This is a genomic window from Pseudomonas sp. RIT623, assembly GCF_004519305.1.
Lineage (GTDB): Bacteria > Pseudomonadota > Gammaproteobacteria > Pseudomonadales > Pseudomonadaceae > Aquipseudomonas.
Genome location: NZ_SOZA01000025.1, coordinates 66,289 through 79,553, shown reverse-complemented (window position 1 = coordinate 79,553; position 13,265 = coordinate 66,289). Strand labels below are relative to the sequence as shown.

Annotated in this window: 22 protein-coding genes and 1 pseudogene; 7 read left to right on the top strand and 16 right to left on the bottom strand. The window is 58.8% G+C overall.

The features are described 5' to 3' along the window. Positions 1–27: 27 nt before the first annotated feature. A complete protein-coding gene (locus tag E3U47_RS17090) occupies positions 28–702 on the top strand; it encodes a polysaccharide lyase family 7 protein (RefSeq protein ID WP_134692853.1) in 675 nt (224 codons plus the stop codon). Between the two features lie 380 nt (positions 703–1,082). Here the strand turns inward: E3U47_RS17090 and E3U47_RS17085 are convergent, their stop codons facing one another. Then, complete coding sequence (locus tag E3U47_RS17085) at positions 1,083–1,523, bottom strand: anti-virulence regulator CigR family protein (RefSeq protein ID WP_134692852.1); 441 nt, start codon at positions 1,521–1,523, stop codon at positions 1,083–1,085. A gap of 96 nt (positions 1,524–1,619) precedes the next feature. Between E3U47_RS17085 and E3U47_RS17080 the strand changes: the two genes are divergently transcribed. Continuing rightward, positions 1,620–1,826, top strand: coding sequence for a DUF6434 domain-containing protein (locus tag E3U47_RS17080; RefSeq protein WP_134692851.1), 207 nt, complete (start codon positions 1,620–1,622; stop codon positions 1,824–1,826). Positions 1,827–2,151: 325 nt separating this feature from the next. Continuing rightward, on the top strand, positions 2,152–2,616 hold the full coding sequence (locus E3U47_RS17075) for a hypothetical protein (protein WP_134692850.1): 465 nt from the start codon (positions 2,152–2,154) through the stop codon (positions 2,614–2,616). 179 nt (positions 2,617–2,795) lie between these two features. Here the strand turns inward: E3U47_RS17075 and E3U47_RS17070 are convergent, their stop codons facing one another. From E3U47_RS17070 to E3U47_RS17035, 8 genes are all read right to left on the bottom strand, one after another. Further along, positions 2,796–3,179 (bottom strand): hypothetical protein, encoded by a 384-nt coding sequence (locus tag E3U47_RS17070; protein WP_134692849.1) that lies wholly within the window; start codon positions 3,177–3,179, stop codon positions 2,796–2,798. A 495-nt stretch (positions 3,180–3,674) separates the two neighbouring features. Beyond that, a complete protein-coding gene (locus E3U47_RS17065; RefSeq protein ID WP_256660302.1) occupies positions 3,675–3,986 on the bottom strand; it encodes a hypothetical protein in 312 nt (103 codons plus the stop codon). Next, positions 3,976–4,269 (bottom strand): hypothetical protein, encoded by a 294-nt coding sequence (locus E3U47_RS17060; RefSeq protein ID WP_134692847.1) that lies wholly within the window; start codon positions 4,267–4,269, stop codon positions 3,976–3,978. The genes E3U47_RS17065 and E3U47_RS17060 overlap by 11 nt, the downstream gene beginning before the upstream one ends. A 127-nt stretch (positions 4,270–4,396) precedes the next feature. After that, complete coding sequence (locus tag E3U47_RS17055) at positions 4,397–4,744, bottom strand: hypothetical protein (protein ID WP_134692846.1); 348 nt, start codon at positions 4,742–4,744, stop codon at positions 4,397–4,399. A gap of 13 nt (positions 4,745–4,757) precedes the next feature. Beyond that, positions 4,758–5,264, bottom strand: coding sequence for a DUF2514 domain-containing protein (locus E3U47_RS17050; protein ID WP_134692845.1), 507 nt, complete (start codon positions 5,262–5,264; stop codon positions 4,758–4,760). After that, on the bottom strand, positions 5,261–6,208 hold the full coding sequence (locus tag E3U47_RS25255) for a lysozyme (protein WP_256660300.1): 948 nt from the start codon (positions 6,206–6,208) through the stop codon (positions 5,261–5,263). Before E3U47_RS25255 ends, E3U47_RS17050 begins: the two co-directional genes overlap by 4 nt. After that, entirely contained in the window at positions 6,183–6,659 is a 477-nt protein-coding gene (locus E3U47_RS17040; RefSeq protein WP_134692844.1) for a DUF2280 domain-containing protein, read from the bottom strand. Before E3U47_RS17040 ends, E3U47_RS25255 begins: the two co-directional genes overlap by 26 nt. 31 nt (positions 6,660–6,690) lie before the next feature. Then, entirely contained in the window at positions 6,691–7,314 is a 624-nt protein-coding gene (locus tag E3U47_RS17035; protein WP_177414247.1) for a putative metallopeptidase, read from the bottom strand. A gap of 76 nt (positions 7,315–7,390) precedes the next feature. On the opposite strand from E3U47_RS17035, the gene E3U47_RS17030 reads away from it, so the two are divergent. After that, positions 7,391–7,828, top strand: a complete 438-nt coding sequence (locus tag E3U47_RS17030) for a hypothetical protein (protein WP_134692843.1) — start codon at positions 7,391–7,393, stop codon at positions 7,826–7,828. A 33-nt stretch (positions 7,829–7,861) separates the two neighbouring features. On the opposite strand, the gene E3U47_RS17025 is transcribed toward E3U47_RS17030, so the two are convergent. The 6 genes and pseudogenes from E3U47_RS17025 to E3U47_RS17000 form a co-directional block, all read right to left on the bottom strand. Beyond that, positions 7,862–8,290 (bottom strand): proteasome subunit beta, encoded by a 429-nt coding sequence (locus E3U47_RS17025; protein WP_134692842.1) that lies wholly within the window; start codon positions 8,288–8,290, stop codon positions 7,862–7,864. Positions 8,291–8,298: 8 nt separating this feature from the next. Next, positions 8,299–8,529 carry a hypothetical protein gene (locus E3U47_RS17020; RefSeq protein WP_134692841.1) on the bottom strand — a complete coding sequence of 77 codons (231 nt, stop codon included), beginning with the start codon at positions 8,527–8,529 and terminating at the stop codon, positions 8,299–8,301. A 529-nt stretch (positions 8,530–9,058) separates the two neighbouring features. Then, positions 9,059–9,382 (bottom strand): phage holin, lambda family, encoded by a 324-nt coding sequence (locus E3U47_RS17015; protein ID WP_134692840.1) that lies wholly within the window; start codon positions 9,380–9,382, stop codon positions 9,059–9,061. 29 nt (positions 9,383–9,411) lie between these two features. Next, positions 9,412–9,921, bottom strand: a complete 510-nt coding sequence (locus E3U47_RS17010; RefSeq protein WP_134692839.1) for a hypothetical protein — start codon at positions 9,919–9,921, stop codon at positions 9,412–9,414. Between the two features lie 427 nt (positions 9,922–10,348). Then, positions 10,349–11,035 carry a hypothetical protein gene (locus tag E3U47_RS17005; RefSeq protein ID WP_134692838.1) on the bottom strand — a complete coding sequence of 229 codons (687 nt, stop codon included), beginning with the start codon at positions 11,033–11,035 and terminating at the stop codon, positions 10,349–10,351. Further along, positions 11,032–11,358: pseudogene (locus E3U47_RS17000) on the bottom strand (recombination protein NinG); the annotation flags it as partial. The pseudogene E3U47_RS17000 and the gene E3U47_RS17005, both read right to left, overlap by 4 nt. A gap of 143 nt (positions 11,359–11,501) precedes the next feature. Here E3U47_RS17000 and E3U47_RS25250 point away from each other — a divergent pair. The 3 genes from E3U47_RS25250 to E3U47_RS16985 are packed head-to-tail and all read left to right on the top strand — an operon-like array spanning position 11,502 to position 12,717. Continuing rightward, the gene (locus E3U47_RS25250) at positions 11,502–11,972 is read left to right on the top strand and encodes a hypothetical protein (protein WP_134692837.1); all 471 of its coding nucleotides are present in this window, start codon (positions 11,502–11,504) and stop codon (positions 11,970–11,972) included. Between the two features lie 27 nt (positions 11,973–11,999). Then, positions 12,000–12,359: a DUF6864 domain-containing function gene (locus tag E3U47_RS16990; RefSeq protein ID WP_134692836.1), complete on the top strand. Its 360-nt coding sequence runs from the start codon at positions 12,000–12,002 to the stop codon at positions 12,357–12,359. Then, on the top strand, positions 12,352–12,717 hold the full coding sequence (locus tag E3U47_RS16985) for a hypothetical protein (protein ID WP_134692835.1): 366 nt from the start codon (positions 12,352–12,354) through the stop codon (positions 12,715–12,717). Before E3U47_RS16990 ends, E3U47_RS16985 begins: the two co-directional genes overlap by 8 nt. Before the next feature lie 47 nt (positions 12,718–12,764). On the opposite strand, the gene E3U47_RS16980 is transcribed toward E3U47_RS16985, so the two are convergent. Then, positions 12,765–13,055, bottom strand: a complete 291-nt coding sequence (locus E3U47_RS16980; protein WP_256660299.1) for a hypothetical protein — start codon at positions 13,053–13,055, stop codon at positions 12,765–12,767. Positions 13,056–13,265 lie beyond the last annotated feature (210 nt).

The window sequence follows — 13,265 nt, the reverse complement described above, 5'->3', positions numbered from 1 at the left end:
AGGGCTTTTTAGCAAGGAGAAACAGCAATGGCCGTGAACATCGACAACCTGACCATCACCACCCCGGTCGCCAAATCAGCCACCAACCCCGTCGCCCTCGAACTGACAGGCGCCCAGGCCCTGACGACCTTGCCGCAGGTGGTCAGGCGCCTGGCCGATGGCACTGTGCGCCTGATGGCGCCGACCCGTGGCGCCGCAAGCAAGAGCACCCACCGCACCCGCTGCGAATGGAAAGAACCCATCTACTGGGCCCTGGGCAGCGCCACGCGCCACCACAACCACCAACGCATGCTGTTGCAGCAGGTCAACGCCGCGCAGAAGGTGGTAATCGCGCAGATGCACGTGAAAGACGACGACAGCCCGGCGATCAAGGTGTTCTGGAACAAGGGCAAGATCACCCTCGGCTTTCGCCAGGACTACAACCAGGTGACACCAGTCAACAGCACACTGCTCGCCGAAGTGCCGCTGGGCGCCCCGTTCGATATCACTATCGACGTGAGCGCGGCAGGCGCGGCTACAGTGACAGCCGCCTGCAATGGCCGTAGCGCCAGCACCGGCGGCTTGCAGTTGGCGCCGACCTGGAGCGGTCGCACCTTCAATTTTCACGGTGGGGTATACAACCAGATGGACTTCAGTGATAGCACGCCTGCCGAGGACGCTTCGGCATGCGTGATCAGCCAGCTTGACTTGACTCATCAGTAAGTGAATTGGCCCACTCCTTGGCGCGGGCACGATCAGCAACTGCGGGTCGATCAACTACCAGGCCATGCTCGGAAGAGATCGACCCACGGCAATACGTCATGGAAAAGCGCAAGATCGATGAAAAATTCAGTAACGGTTATTGAGGGCTGAAGGGCATGGCCTTCACGAAATTCTGACATTCATGAAGGCAGACTGGTCTGGCTTCGATACGTTCTGTTCAACCCGCCACTTTGGCGGGTTTTCTTTTTTCTGCTGTTTTGTTCTTGAAATGGCTGCGCGTTGACAACTTTTTCACCTGGGCCATGGCATGGTGAAGGCTCATCCGTGAAACACTTGGCCCGCCCTCCCCAGCGGGCCTTTTCTTGCCCGCTGCATAGCCTCTAGTCGAATGCCCCCTCAAGCACTTCGTAAATAAGGCCAGTCGCGACCGCGACCAGAATCAGGTCGACACCTACCTGCATCCACTCATACCCTTGATAACGCGGCAACTGGCCCAGCAGCCGGCCATCCAGCTTTTTGGCGATACCGGGCGGCAACGGCTTGCCGCGCGCGAGGTTTTTCTGGATGCCAGGCGGCAGTGCCGGGCTCGAGCCCCAGTAGCCACGATGGCCATTGAGGATGTCAAACACATGGCCCCGATCAATCGAAGGGCCGGCGTTGCGGGTGTGGCTACCAGGATCGTGCTTTCCACCTGAATTACCATGCTGTTGCTGACCTTGGCCATGGCCCTTGCCATTACCGGGGTCGGCAAACGACAAGCAAGGGGTCAGCGCCAGCAATATCACGGTCGTGCATGCAACAATTGTCTGATTTCGGCTCATGCTCTGATCCTTGGCCACAGAGAGATAGCTTGCACTGTAGACCACGGCGAGTGCTGCTACGCTCATCCGGGTATGTCGCTCATCAGGGAGAAGGTCATGAGCTTCGACTGGCACGCGGGGCCGATCACCCGCACAACACCGCTGGACAAGCACTATCGCAACACGCAAAAGGTCAGGCGGTTTCTCATCGGCGAATGCGGCGAGGCCTTCAAGTTCGACCGTGCTTTCATGGCGTGGATCAAGAGCGGGGCAGCGACAACAATGGGCGAGGTTGCTGATCACTGGCTACACACGCACAGTTGACGCGTGCCGGTCCGCGAATGCTTGGCATAGCGTGCAATGAATGCTGAACCACAACATGGGCAACTTGGCTCAACTGCCCTGGCACTGGAAACTCGGGTAAAAGCCGAAGGGCGATCACCAAGCCTAAGCGCAAGCGCGAACAAGGCTTGTCGGATACGCTACAATCTTTCGCTTATTTCTCTTTGCAGCCTGGTTCATCGATAACGCTCTGGCAGCTGGTCGAGCAGCCACTAAGTGCCTGACGCCCCTCTTCAGCTGCTCTGAACAAGGCGGCCGAGTACGCTTGAGCTCAACGATAGATTCAGTTTTACCAAGGATTTGCTCTGTGTTTTCCGTCCCCAGCATCAATGCATTATTCACCGACCGAACGACAGTACAGGAAGCAGCAGATAGCATAGCCAGCCTGTACCGAGTGCCGTTGCTCGCTTTTGCCGTTCGCCCAGCGCTGATTGGCGCGGTCATGGCTGCGATCCTGTGGTTTCCCTTCGGTGTTGCCGGCATCGCCGGAGGCATGCTGCCTATAGCACCTTTTACCTGGATCCACTATCGGCGATTCAGCAAATCACGCAAGGCCGTTGAGGCAGAGATGGTGGGCCGGCTGCTGCTGGGCCTGAAAGCGCTGGATATCCCGCAGGGAGCAGCCGAGGCCATGATAGGCCTGTGGCTGAACAACACGCGTCGCGGGTTTACCTTCGATATCGATAGGGAGATTCGCCTGTACGATGCAACCCTATCGCCAGAAGCCATTGCCCGCCGAGAAGCAGAAGCAAGTGTGCGTCGTAATGAATAGCCGGTGGTCCCAGCCAACATCAATACCTGCTGGCGCCCCCTAATTCGCGGCGTTTTTGGGCCGTATTGGCAAACACCACACCAGGCAATAATAAAAGACCTCGGCGAACACCGAGGCCTGATCCCTGTCACGAGAAAGCAGGGCAAGAACGAGTGGCTGCTAACACCGGTCTTCGCGGTTTAAGGCAACAGATCGTAGGTGACGCAAGCGCGACTTGGGGCGCCACCGTTTGCAGTAATCCAGAGCCCATACCCAGCAGGAATTTGCACCTGATAGGGGAGCTGCTGAACAGCGCCAGGCCCAAGTGTCACAAGAACAGGTTTTCCGACGGTATCGGTGGCGCTTTTAGGAGCCACAGTGCCTGTAACAAGACCGGCCCAGCTCGCCCCAGTAAGCGAGCAAGTGCGAATAACAGCGCCAGCTACGTTGTCAGCAGGCTTGATGATCGCGTCAATGCCATACACATCGGTAGCGTAGGACTTTGCACCAACAGTTACTAATTCCATTCTTTCACCTTTTAAGTCGACTGATTTTGCGGAAAATTCCGCTTCCATGTCGCTCAAAGGCGATCGCTTTTTGCTTTTCCACGGAGAACCCAGGACGACGTCAGAGAACGCACACCTGCAGCTACCGAGACAGGCGTATAATCTCATCAACACACTGTACATGCAACCAGTATTTTAATTCCTGATCGCTACCTGCTGGCCAGCCAAGGTTGCGTCGGAAATCGAAAAAGAGATCACGAAACGCGTTTACAGGCGCGTCGAGGAGATTGTCAGCCCTACAAAGTAACGGCTGATGCGGAAACGATGACTGATTATGCGGAAACGATCTGCTTTTCTCGGCGCAAAGAAAAACCCCGCAGATCTAGATCTGCGGGGTTTCGAATAGTGGAGGCCGAGGTCGGAATCGAACCGGCGTAGACGGATTTGCAATCCGAGACTAATTCTCTTTATTTTCAGTGACTTAGACTAAAATCAATTCCGCACTAAAGCTATACCTGTGCGCCTGGAAGCCTTTAAATTCAAGGCGCACAAATCTAGTTGCGGAACTGTTTTTCACCCCTCCTCCGGCGTTCTGCCGACCACGATCCGTCCTGGCTCGTCCCTCTCCCACTCCTCTGCAGATTCATACCTGAGCAGGCCGATGGCCCAGGCCTCTTCATGCTCCAGCAGCGCCCAGGTCCTTGCCGCCTCGACAAGCTCCAGCATGTCGGACAGCATGCTGGCATCGACCTCTCGCCTGCGCCTGGCCGCATAGGCCATTTCGTTGAGCACCGCGGCGCGCCCGTCCGGGTCTGTGACCAGGGCCGAACTGTCGTAGAGCTCGTCCAGCCACGGCTGCGGTATGCCCGCCAGGCTACTCAACACGGCACCACCAGGACTGTGAGCACAGCACCCCATCAACTTCTTCGAAGCCGGTGATGTTCATGCCCAGCTGTGCCATCCCATTCACGCAGGCGTCGTGCAGGCGCGGGATGATGTCGCCACCGGGCGTCGGGTTGAACACCCATGCCTCGATGCACGGGCGCCCGAACACCCTGCTGTGGCCGTATTCGATGTGCACGTCTGCGCGCAGCGGCTTGATCTTCGCGAGCTTGTCGTTGGGGATGGCGACGCCGCGCTCTCGGCGGCGAACAAGGAGGAAGTACATACGGCACCAATACTGTATATCGATACAGTATTTGACCATTCAAACGGATGGCCAGGCCAGTACCGACTATCGACAGGCAGAATTTGCCGCTTCCAGCTGCTTCTCGTATCCGATCCGCTGCCGACGCTCAGTAGCCGTTCGCCGTGAATGCGAAGTTCGCAAGACATAGCAGCAAAGCGGTGCATCCCAAAAGCGTATCGATAATGCATCGACGCCTCAGTCGTTCACCTTGCTCACGAAGGGTAGCGTCCGCCAACCCTTGATAACGGCGCTTGTACAAAAATGACATCATCTTGAACTCGACGCCCGTCTTGAAATAGACGGGCCCCTTGGTCCCAGGCAGGAACTCGGGACAGCGCGAGGTCAAGTCGCCCAGATACTTTCTGAAGCGGTACTGCGTGATCAGCGCCCTGATGAACCCGACTGCAAACACCAGCAACATCAGAACACGAGTCCAAACGGCCAGATCCTTCACAGCTCACCCTCCTCTACCCGGCTGGCCTTGTCAGGCCATTATAGGACGCTTCACAGGCCTGGCCTGCTATTCGGGCTTTGTCATAAGCAACCGCCAGTTCTCCCGCTCGAGCATCAGCCCGTGAGAGCAGGTCGGAGAGCACCATGGCGGCACGGGTGGCTGCCTTGCCTCGCTCGATAGCGGCGGTATCCGTGCCGGGGCAACTGACGGTGGCGGCGAGCTTGGCGCCTTCGTCGCGCAGCCGCTGGCCAGCAGCATCGGCGCCAGCAGCGCCAGAATCAGCAATCGTTCGTTCTTCCTGGGCATGGGCTCTCGCATCCTCTTGCGCCTGAGTGCGTCGTTGTTCTTCTGCTCGAGCATCGCGCTCACCAAGCACTTCGGCCAGGCGATCGCCGCTGTCGCGCTGAGCTGATGCTGTTGCAGCCTCGGCACGCTCAACTGATCGCCCGTGCTGGTAGACGAGCCAGTACGACCCGACCACGGCCAGCAGTACGATCACTCGCACGCCCCAGCCGCTCACGCAGCCCCCAGGAACAGTTCACGCTCAGCAGCGCGGCGGCGGACCAGGCCCGGCAGCACCTTGCCACCCGCCTTGTTCCAGCGCGGGAACTGCTCAGCGGCGGCGGCATAGTCCCCGACATTGAGCAGGCGCCGCAGCGTGGACGATTCGAGGTTGGCCGAGCCCAGGTTGTAGGTGAAGCTGATCAGGGCGTCCCACTGGTTCTGGTTCAACGGCGCCGTCACCAGCCGCTGCACCTCGGGCTCGAAGCGCTGCACGTCGTTCAGCAGCATCCGCTCGGCCTGCTCCTTGCTGATCGACATGCCGGCCTTCACGCCACGAGTGGTGCCGTAGCCGATGGTCCAGACGCCGACGGCATCCTGATACCCGTCACGGTAGGTGTCGTAGCAGTGGTTGAAACCCTTAGGAGTGCCGATTCGCAGCGCATGCCCGCCTTTGCGCGACTCTCCGGTCTGGGGAATCGTGTACTGGCAGGTCGAGAGCATCGGCCTGAGCACTTCTTCCCAAGCTGCCCACGGACAGTCCGCCCATTCGTCCACCAAGACGAAGAACAGGCCAGAGCCCCGCAGGTTGTCGTAATTGTCCAGGCCGACCACACGCATGATGTGGCCTGACTTGAGGGTGATCGAGCACTCGGTCTCGTTCGGTCGGGCAGCGCGCCAGACCTCAGGGATGGCCTGCTTCAGGCGCCGCCAGAAGACCCGCTTGGCCTGCTTAAACGTCGGCGCGCCATACCAGATCTCGTCCTCGACGCTCACTCCCCACTCCGCAGCCAGCCGGGCCGCGCGGCGCATCTCTGCCTTGCCGAGGAAGGTCTTGCCGAACCGACGCCCGCACACCGCATCACGGAAGCGCGCCTGCGGCTGGAAGCCCCACACGTAGATGTTCGCCTGCTTCGGCGTCAGTTTCACCGGCGGGTCATAGGTACGGGGTAGTCGGGACACCTTCGTCTGGCTCCAGCTTGTACTCAGCAACGGCGTGCGGCTGATCCGCCTGGGAGCCAAGAGGCTTGTCGGGTTCTAGCTTGCGGTTGATGTACATGTCGCCGCACTCCTTGGCTGCCTGCTCGTACAGCTGGGCAGTCAGCGCCAGGTTGCGCATGTTCTCGGCCTTCTCAGCCATCCGGCCAAGACCACGAAGGCGAAACGCCCGGTTGGCGATTGGAATGTCGGCAGTCTCGGTGCGGAAGCGCTCCCGGCACAGGTTGAACAGGTCCACCCACTTCTGGCCAAGCTTCTGCCCGGCATACTTGGTCGGGTCGTGCGACTCGCACTGCTGCCGGCTGATCTCGATGCCGAACTCCCTCTTGACCGCCTCAGCTACCTGAGTAGGCGTATCGAAACAGGCCAGCGCCTGCACGATGTAGGCTTTGACCTCGCTTCGTAGTGCTGCCATGGGTTTGTCATCCGTCAAAACCTGTCAAAAATCAGGCCGACTTGAGTAGGCAGGTTCCGCAGGCCCTCGAAATGTTGATCTTGGCCACCTCAGGCGGCCGGCTTGCGGCGTCGATCAGCTGCTGTACGTCTTCACTGGCACCGTAGCGCCGCACCACCCCGACGAACTCCTCGACGTCATGTCCACGCAGGTAGAGCTTGGGCAGCCCGTCCTGAGTGAACTTGGGCGCGCCATATTCATCGGTCGCCTGTGCGATGTGATAGAGCTCGTGCTCAATCAGGGCGCAGAACTCAGCGTCGTTGCACTGGGCGCAGTAGTCGGCGGCCAGGGTGATGAGGTAATCCGGCTCCTCGCCGAACCACTCCCGCATCTGCTGCTCTTGCCGGGCCTTCTGCCATCCGCCAGCGCGGAACATCAGCTGCTCTGCCTGGCCAAGGACTACCCGCCCCTGCTTGGCGAATCCGCTCGATGCCCACAGCACACCGATATTGGCGCCGATCAGGTGGACATGCTCTGGGTTATGGATGCTGCCGGTGTCGGCAAGGATCTCGGCCTGGAGCCAGTCCCACACCTCAGGGGCTGGAGCCAAACGGATACCGAAATCGGAGAGATCGGACAGCTCAAGCAGTGACGACGGAGGGTATGGCCTATCCATGGTTCACCTTGAGCTTGAAATGATGGCTTGATGCCGGTATTAAGTGCGTCCTTTCAAATGTAGGGATACTCACTCCATGTTCCGCGTTCAAAGCGTTTCTATCTTGGCGTTCGCGCTTGCCACAGCAACTCTGGCCGGATGTGTCGCGACACCTACATGGATCAACAGAGGGCCAACAGATCTGGTCACCGGCTCAGGCCTGATCTCTTGCTACACGGACGCGAACATCATCGATGGCGAAAGAATGGAAGGCACTATCTGCGCTACACCCGAGTCGGGCTTCTTCGGCGGCGGTGAGCCAGAGATCTACTTCGGCCCATGGAATAGAAAATTCATGAAAGAGCCTGCAAGCACCACAACTGCTGGTATTACTCGCGATTACCGAGGCAAGAAGGTGTTTCTGCAGTGCAACCCTGTACTTGGCACAGATGAAAAAACCGAGGTTGGGCGCGACTGCAAGGTAACAGTCAATGGCCAGTTAATCGTCAGCGCGAACGTGATTTTCAAAAAGTAGGCTATTTACCTGCCGCACTCACCTGCGGCACACCTACCCTGCTACGCGAAACGTCACGACCTTGCCGCCGGTGTAAATGTCGCGCTTCATGGCAGCGCGTACCGCCTCTTCAGCGCTTGCGCCCATATCCATTGCGACCAGGGCATAGGCCGAGCCGCTGCCGATTGCGTCGGGATTGGCCGGATCGAGGTCCTGCCGCCATACGCCGGTCTTGTCGTCATGGCCCACCATCTGCAGCCTGCCGCCATCAACCACGTAGCCCGAGCACTCGACAGGCACCGGCGACGGAGTGCCGAAGTAGGCCGCAATCAGGGCCTTCTCGTCGCACACGGCGCCGGACAGGAAGAACCTGACGCCATCCACGACCTGGTGCTTCACCACGTCATCCGACACGATGGCGCCGCCGCGGGTCTGGCGGGAGTCGCAGGCGATAACGCCGTCCTTGTAAGCGATGGTGGTCATGGCATTCCTCAGGCGAACGGGTCAGCCGGATTGGCGATCGAGCGCACGAACCACATGAAGCCCTGCTGCAGGTTAGTCTTGGCCAGGGCCAGGGTTCGCTGGTCCACGCCTTCGATCTGGCCGATCTGCTTGAACAACTCGCCGACGTCAGCCTCCAGGGCCTCGATCGAGCTCATACCGTCGATCTCGCTCTGGGTGAGGTCGCGGTAGCCAGTGATCTTCTTGTGCTGGTAGTCCATGGGTGATCCTCTGGTGGTCGCACCACGAAACGGCGCATTGTGAATCTGTGGCGCGGAGACATATGCTGCCTGCAACATGAAGCCTCCACTGAGATAGAGATGAGCAAACTCGCCATGCTACGCATTGCCCTCACAATTGGCGCAATCGTAGGTATCGCGCCGGTGACTGCGATATTCATCTGGGGCTTGCCGATACTGGTATTGGCAGTTTTTCAAACGCAGGCTCCGATCCTGGCCGCTGTGGCTATCGTTGCATCTCTGGTAGGGCTGTGGGGGTGCTGGAAAGCTTACAAGGCCGGGATGGCAACCCATCCCGGAGCCGGTCATGACTGGAGAGTGATCACAGCCGTGGTAGTTGCGTTAGGCTGGGGAGCCATCTGGGCCGCAGTCTGGGGTTTGAATCTCTGGATATTGGCTGTTTTCCTAATGCCAGGAACTACAGCTGCCATCATGCTGGCCATCACAGCCTGCAGGGCTCGTCGAAGTTATCAAGCATGTCAGGCTAAGGAGGTACCCGGTGAAGGTATCATTAGCCTTGAGCCTTGCGAGACAGGAACAGGTCGGAGTAGCCGCGAAGCTTCTCCACACCCATGAAGCCAACAGCGCCGCCGGCGAACGTCGCCATGCCCTGCGGCAATCCCATCCACTCAAGGAGGGGCACCAGGGCCAGCGTAATCATTCCGCACAGCGCGCCTTCCAGCAGCATCTGCCGCGTGCTGCCACCGCCGTATACCACGCGCAGAGCGGCGATAGCGACCGACAGGCCGGCGGCGTAAAGCTGTGGCTGATGTGCAATCAACCACGCGAACACAGCGGCCCACAGGCCCGGGTCCTTTTCTGGCATGTTCGGCATCTCGATTCCTCCCGTTGCGGGGAGCGGGGTTACTTGGTGGGGGTGACCGCGGCGACCAGCAGGGCATGGCCCTTGGTCAGGTCAGCGCGGGCCAGGCTGGCGATGGAGCGATCGACGGCAGAGTGTCCGCCGAGCAGGAAGTTGAGCTCGGACAACCCCTCCTTCAGTTCCGCGACCTTCTTCAAGACGGTCGCTTCGTAGTCGCGGCGAGTCTCGGCGACAGTGCGCTGCACGTCCGCAAGGGCCAGGCCTGTACCGGATGGGTGCGCGTCGCGCTCGAAGGAGCAAGGCCAAGGTGCATCAGTTAATACTGCGCCGTACACAGCGCCGTCAGCGTGGAAGAACTCCGGTCTCGAGCCGCAGGAGATCAGGCTCGACCGCTTCGGCAGATCAATGTTGATCATCTGGCGAGTGAGTTCCAGGTACTCGCCCGGGTCAACCTCAGCCAGGCTGGCCAGGCCTGGCCCCAGGCGATCAAGGTTGCCGCCAACGACGGCATCGATGACGTATTGCTTGAGGCGCTTCGACTCTTCGCTCATCTGTTTGCTCCAGAAACCAAAAAGCCCGACACAATGGTCGGGACTCTTGAGGCCCTCTTCGGGCAATAAAAAACCCCGCACTTGGCGGGGTTTGATGTGAGCCGATTAGGCCCGAATCAGAGCGGCGGTCAGGCAGGTTGCTACGATTCCGGCGCCAACATTGTTGCTGGTTTCAAGAAACGCGGTGTCGATGTTAGCCATTTCACTAACCTCCTTCGTAGACGGAGCCACTACGGTTGGCTGCTGCAATTTGAGACTCAGATACTTCAGTGCAACAAGAATCAAAAATCCAACAGCGCCGGCTACGAGCAACACACCTGACACTAATGCCGATAATCCCGAAGGGATGTGGTCATCAGTCCTATGCACGCAGGAATGACAGGATGGGAGTAATTTCGCTCAGTCGCTCACTGATGTCAATAGGCGATTACGCGGCATGGCTCAGAAGCAGACCTTCAGCCACCAGGATCTGCTGCACCTGAGTCATCGCCTCATCGACCATACCGTTGAGCTTTTCGTGGATGTCGGCACGCCACCGACGCCTGGTCGACTCTGGGGCAGCATCGAGGTCCCAGGTGTTCATGTCGTAGAAGCTGTCCGGCAGGATCAGAACATCCTCTTCAACCGCTTCGACGCGCTTGCGCTCCGACGCTCCAGCAGCCACTGCGGCACGAATGAGGGCCTCGCGGCGCCATTCCGGCAAGTCCAGTGGGATGTCTACCGAAACCGACCTGGCACTCTTGCGGCCGGCGCCTGGCAGTTTCGGTATGGCCCAGGCAGTGACAGCCTTGAACACGAACAGCGGTTTTGCCGGGCTCGCGATAAGTGGCTTCACCGCGGCGATCGCCTGCACCTTCTTCGCCTTGCTGGTGCTGTACTTCGCCACCAAGGCATCCCAGTGGCGCGGGATCAGCTGGTGGTGGATGCGCGCCGCCAGCCAGTAGTCGACCTGAGTTCGGTCCAGATCTCCGCCGGCGGACGACAGCGAAGCGAGGCAGCCACCCTCCTCTTCGTTCGGGTTGTACAGCTTCTGCCAGGCCTGGCCCTTCGTCGCGCCCTTCTCGCCTGCCGCCAGGGCGGCAACGACTGCTCCGGATACGCTCGAGTAGATCATGCTGCTGCCCTCCTAAGGTCTTTGAGTTTTTGCCTGCACAGCGCCTTGATGGCCTGCAGGTCTTCAATGGTCAGGCGCTGGGGCTTATGAGGCCCTTCGAGCCAATCCACCTGGTCAGCGCCGATGCGCTTCACCAACCGGATGCGGTACTCGACCGCGTTGCCCGACAGGTTCCGGTTGCACTTCACGCACTGCCGGTGGACGTTAAGCGGCTCGAAGCGCAGCTCCGGGCAGGCACCCACAGACCGGTAGTGGCCGGCGTCCCAGCGGCTGCCGGTGATGAGGTCGTGGTCACTCGGCAGGGAGTCGCAACTGATGCACGGCGATGCATCTGATGCCGACCCCGTTGAGCAGGTAGCAGGTGACGCCGCGCTGGCTGTCGTGCTGGACGTCGATGACGTTGTCTTGGGGCTTGGGCGCTGCGCCGGCGCCGGTGGCCAGCAGCGCGAGGAGGAGGGCGACCCGCATGGTTGAAGTAGGTGAACTTGGCGTTTTCCAGATCCATGCAGATTGCCTGTTGCAGATTCTCGGTGACCTTGCCGCGCTGCTCGCTGACCCAGTAGACGTCGTTCCCATTCCAGTCACCTGGCACGTGCACGTAGACGCGGGCCCCGGCCTGCAGTCCCGCGATGCGCCTGTCCTCCTCCATCAGCTGGCAGTCGACGCCGTAGTGCGCCCTGGCGTCGATGTACTCTTTCGGCCAGGGGATATCGGTGTCACGGTGGCGGCATGCCTCCTCGAAGGTGAACAGCTCAGCCTGGTCCAGGTTGGTCACGTAGCCGCGGCCTTCCTTGGCCCAGAACATCATGCCGTCGCCGACATGGCTGCGGCTGTCCTGCAGGTAGAACTGGGTCATGGCTTTCTCCATGCATGCGCCGCCCTCCGTGCTGGTGGCGGCATGGTGGATGAAATAGATGTTCGGTATAGTGTCAGGTGAGTGGCTGAACTAATTTGGTGAGTGAAGATGATTACTGTTGGTGGAAGAAAAATAATTGGGTCTGACAATATTATTGTTCCCAATGGGGAAGAGGTTGTCGTTACCTACAAGTTTGATGAGGCGGATGATGTATGCATTTCTATAGTTTTTGATGATCTTCCAGATGATGAAGAGAAAAATCCTTATCTGGAGGTTAGTGGACACCTCAATAAGAGTGCTTTTAAGTTCAGAAATTTTAACTCTGCGACCGGTCATTCCCTCGGAAAGCCTATGGTTTTTGCGGAGTCTGATGCGGGCGAGAATATATCGCTGCATGCAACTGTTTATAAATATAAGCAGTCCCATCGTATAGCATTCCAGATTATGTTGGGTGGTGATGATGAGTAACGATAATATCACCAAGACAGTAATAGTTGATGACGTGCATGAGAATACCTCTCAGGAGCTTATCAGTATTACATCCGACAAGCTGAAGCTCGCTCTTCTTGAGCATCTTAGATGCATCGAGGACATGAAGGCATGGCAGACACCTGCCAGCCTTGTTGTAGCAGTCGCGCTGGTATTTGCGACATCAACGTTCAAAGATTCGTTTGGTATTAAAGGGGATGTTTGGCTAGCTTTTTTCATGTTCTTGATGGCGGCATTTGTGGTCTGGCTTGCGCTGTCGTTGCTTAAGCTTAGGAGAAGATCGTCTATCGATGCGTTGATTGAGGCCATTAAGCGTAAAAAGACCAACGGGCATTAATTTGTAAAGGAGTGGCCACGCCTGTGAATCTGGCTGTCATTCAGAGCCTAGAGCAATGCGCTACACGGTATGAGTAGTCCACTATCGTCAGGGTCGTCGCCAAGCAGCAGATCATGCACACGAAGCTCTCGGCCGATGCGGAACTGGTCGAGCCTGCGCTCCACGATCTTGGAAATCTTGATTTCGTGGCGCGGAGCACTGAGGAAGTGGCGGGCAGCTTCAGGCCCTAATTCATGGATGCGGTGGATCAGCAGGGTCATGGCCTCGCCGTTTTCCTCGACTTCGGCCCATTGCATGATCTCGCCAAGGGCCTGGCGTGTGCCGGCGCGGGCCTTCATGCGCAGGTCTTCTTCACCGTGCTTGGACGCCTACCCTCCCCAACCACTCACATGAAGGGTGCGAAGATGCCCGGCGATGAGAAGCGGAGATTTGCCGAGGCGCTGGAGCACTGGGCGGAAGCTGTGGATGCGATCCGCGCCCGGGATCGGGCCGAGGCCATAGCCCAGGTCGAGGAGTTGGAGAAGTTACGCCTCAAGCGGGCGTTTCAC

Coding starts and splice junctions, on each gene's coding strand:
- E3U47_RS17090 (WP_134692853.1), top strand. CDS start 28: ATGGCCGTGAACATCGACAACCTGACCATCACCACCCCGGTCGCCAAA.
- E3U47_RS17085 (WP_134692852.1), bottom strand. CDS start 1,523: ATGAGCCGAAATCAGACAATTGTTGCATGCACGACCGTGATATTGCTG.
- E3U47_RS17080 (WP_134692851.1), top strand. CDS start 1,620: ATGAGCTTCGACTGGCACGCGGGGCCGATCACCCGCACAACACCGCTG.
- E3U47_RS17060 (WP_134692847.1), bottom strand. CDS start 4,269: ATGTACTTCCTCCTTGTTCGCCGCCGAGAGCGCGGCGTCGCCATCCCC.
- E3U47_RS17040 (WP_134692844.1), bottom strand. CDS start 6,659: ATGGCAGCACTACGAAGCGAGGTCAAAGCCTACATCGTGCAGGCGCTG.
- E3U47_RS17035 (WP_177414247.1), bottom strand. CDS start 7,314: ATGGATAGGCCATACCCTCCGTCGTCACTGCTTGAGCTGTCCGATCTC.
- E3U47_RS17030 (WP_134692843.1), top strand. CDS start 7,391: ATGTTCCGCGTTCAAAGCGTTTCTATCTTGGCGTTCGCGCTTGCCACA.
- E3U47_RS17025 (WP_134692842.1), bottom strand. CDS start 8,290: ATGACCACCATCGCTTACAAGGACGGCGTTATCGCCTGCGACTCCCGC.
- E3U47_RS17020 (WP_134692841.1), bottom strand. CDS start 8,529: ATGGACTACCAGCACAAGAAGATCACTGGCTACCGCGACCTCACCCAG.
- E3U47_RS17015 (WP_134692840.1), bottom strand. CDS start 9,382: ATGCCGAACATGCCAGAAAAGGACCCGGGCCTGTGGGCCGCTGTGTTC.
- E3U47_RS17010 (WP_134692839.1), bottom strand. CDS start 9,921: ATGAGCGAAGAGTCGAAGCGCCTCAAGCAATACGTCATCGATGCCGTC.
- E3U47_RS17005 (WP_134692838.1), bottom strand. CDS start 11,035: ATGATCTACTCGAGCGTATCCGGAGCAGTCGTTGCCGCCCTGGCGGCA.
- E3U47_RS25250 (WP_134692837.1), top strand. CDS start 11,502: ATGGTTGAAGTAGGTGAACTTGGCGTTTTCCAGATCCATGCAGATTGC.
- E3U47_RS16990 (WP_134692836.1), top strand. CDS start 12,000: ATGATTACTGTTGGTGGAAGAAAAATAATTGGGTCTGACAATATTATT.
- E3U47_RS16985 (WP_134692835.1), top strand. CDS start 12,352: ATGAGTAACGATAATATCACCAAGACAGTAATAGTTGATGACGTGCAT.
- E3U47_RS16980 (WP_256660299.1), bottom strand. CDS start 13,055: ATGAAGGCCCGCGCCGGCACACGCCAGGCCCTTGGCGAGATCATGCAA.